Origin of the sequence: Streptococcus sp. 263_SSPC (assembly GCF_001071995.1) — a bacterium.
GTDB lineage: Bacteria > Bacillota > Bacilli > Lactobacillales > Aerococcaceae > Granulicatella.
In genome coordinates this window covers 1-1945 of the sequence record NZ_JVNU01000031.1, presented here as the reverse complement: position 1 = coordinate 1945, position 1945 = coordinate 1, and the positions used below count along the sequence as shown (strand labels likewise).

Below are 1945 nucleotides of genomic sequence, written 5' to 3'. Positions count from 1 at the left end.
CAAATTTGGGGTGAAGCCGTCACCCTTTATAAAAGCGGTGTGGATTTGATGTTTGATGAAGAAACGGAAGCTGAATTAGTTGAATATCGTGAGCAATTCATGTTCAGAGATGAGATTGAACTTCAAATTCTTCAGTACTTGGAAATGCCCGTTCCTAAGGATTGGGAAACAAGAACAACAACTGATCAGTATATTTACACGACTAAATATTTTGCAAACAGTCCTGACTGGACTTCAGGTGGACAAACGATGAATCGAGTGGCTACTCGGGAGATTATGTTCAATCTATTCCATAAAGAATCGAACGACCAAAAACTATCTCGAAAGATAAGTTTTATTATGGATAATTTACTAGATTGGAAGAAAGAACGATTCAGAGTCAACGGAAAATTAATAAGAGGTTATCAAAGAATTATTACCTAATTTGTGACACGTACTGGTGTCACAAAACTAAAAACGTGTCACACTTGTGACTCGTTGTGCCGGCAATGTGACACGTTTTTTTAAAATGGTGTCACACTTCAAAATGTTGTTACATCAACGTTTATAGATACTTTTTTATATATATGTGACACCTGTGACATGTTTTTTAGTAAAAAAGTAAAAAGTAAGTATAAAAGCCTATTAAATCAACATTCTTATATTTATATTTTATATTTTTCAAAAAAACGTGTCACACATGTCACACGTGTCACAGGTCATGAATTAGAAGAAAAAATAGCAAAGGAGCGATGCTCATGAATAGTATAAAAATGTATGTCATTAGAGACGCGAAGAGTCCTCAATGGTACTTCCAACATATCGAAGATTACTCAAGCATGATGGGATATCTTGCAAAGAACCATCCACGATATACGCATAAATTTACAACTGATATTAAACAAGCGATGCACTTTGGAACGACGAATGAAGTCTTGGAATTTATTAAAGAACATTCTATCGAAGGGACTATCGTTAAGGACCCGTATCAAGAACGAATTAGCAAAACGGCATTTAAGTACATGGGTGAGAATTACGGTGAAGCGATCACTTACATCTATGGGATGATTGGAAATTCAAACGAAAAGATGTTAGCTGCTTCCAAAGCGTTAAAGGTGAATGCGAATACGTTGATTAAATTTATGAAAGACCCGTACTCAGTTGCAGCTCATATTCGAGATCGTATTGTAGAGAACTTAGGGAATCTAGAAAAGGCGGTGAAGGCAGTTGGGTAAAGATGAATTTGAGAAGTTAAAAGACGATGTGCATTACTTGATTGTGGCTCATTGCAAGTACAAGGACATGTCGATGTATGACAGAGCGTTGAAACAGTTCCAAAAAGATATCAATTATGGGCAGTCAGAAGAAATGAGCTACAATGAACGATTTGCTTTCTTGCTAGGTTTTGAAGCATCGTTGAAGGCAGTGGAAACTATTACTTTAAAAGAAAGCGATAAGCTCAAGAATGCAGCTCGGAGATTAGATAAACCGCTCGAACAATGTGGACTAATGAGTGCGACTTAAGAGGGTGAATAGTAATGGAAACAATAGAAACACTTAAAAATAAACAAGAGAAACTGAATATGAAGATTGAACTTCTAGAATATGCAGAGAGCACGTTTCAGGAAGGCGAAGTATTTTGGTTCGTCGATGCCTATGGAAACAATCAACAAGCTCGTTGGGACAAAAGCGCATGGATTGATTCTTGTTTTTATCAAGGACATATTTTTCATACTGAGCAAGAAGCAATTTTAGAAGCTAAAAAAAGAAGATTGATGCATCTTTTTAGAATATTCAGAGATAAATGTAATGATAGATGGAAACCTGATTGGAAAGATTTTAAACAAGATAAATATTATTTATTTTGTTCAATTGTAGAAAACCGCATTAAAGTAGATTGCGTAACTTTGGGTGATTATTTCTATAATTTCGGATACTTCAAAAATGAAGAAGATGCCGAACGTGC

Annotated in this window: 3 protein-coding genes and 1 pseudogene; all 4 read left to right on the top strand. The window is 35.5% G+C overall.

Annotated elements, in window-relative coordinates:
* A pseudogene (locus tag ADH02_RS04575) lies at nt 1-423 on the top strand (helicase); the annotation flags it as partial.
* Nucleotides 424-737: 314 nt separating this feature from the next.
* Nucleotides 738-1214, top strand: coding sequence for a hypothetical protein (locus tag ADH02_RS04570; RefSeq protein ID WP_048782914.1), 477 nt, complete (start codon nt 738-740; stop codon nt 1212-1214).
* Nucleotides 1207-1503: a hypothetical protein gene (locus tag ADH02_RS04565; protein ID WP_048782912.1), complete on the top strand. Its 297-nt coding sequence runs from the start codon at nt 1207-1209 to the stop codon at nt 1501-1503. Before ADH02_RS04570 ends, ADH02_RS04565 begins: the two co-directional genes overlap by 8 nt.
* A gap of 14 nt (nt 1504-1517) precedes the next feature.
* Nucleotides 1518-1945: hypothetical protein (locus ADH02_RS04560; protein WP_048782906.1), on the top strand; the 428-nt coding region annotated here is incomplete at its 3' end.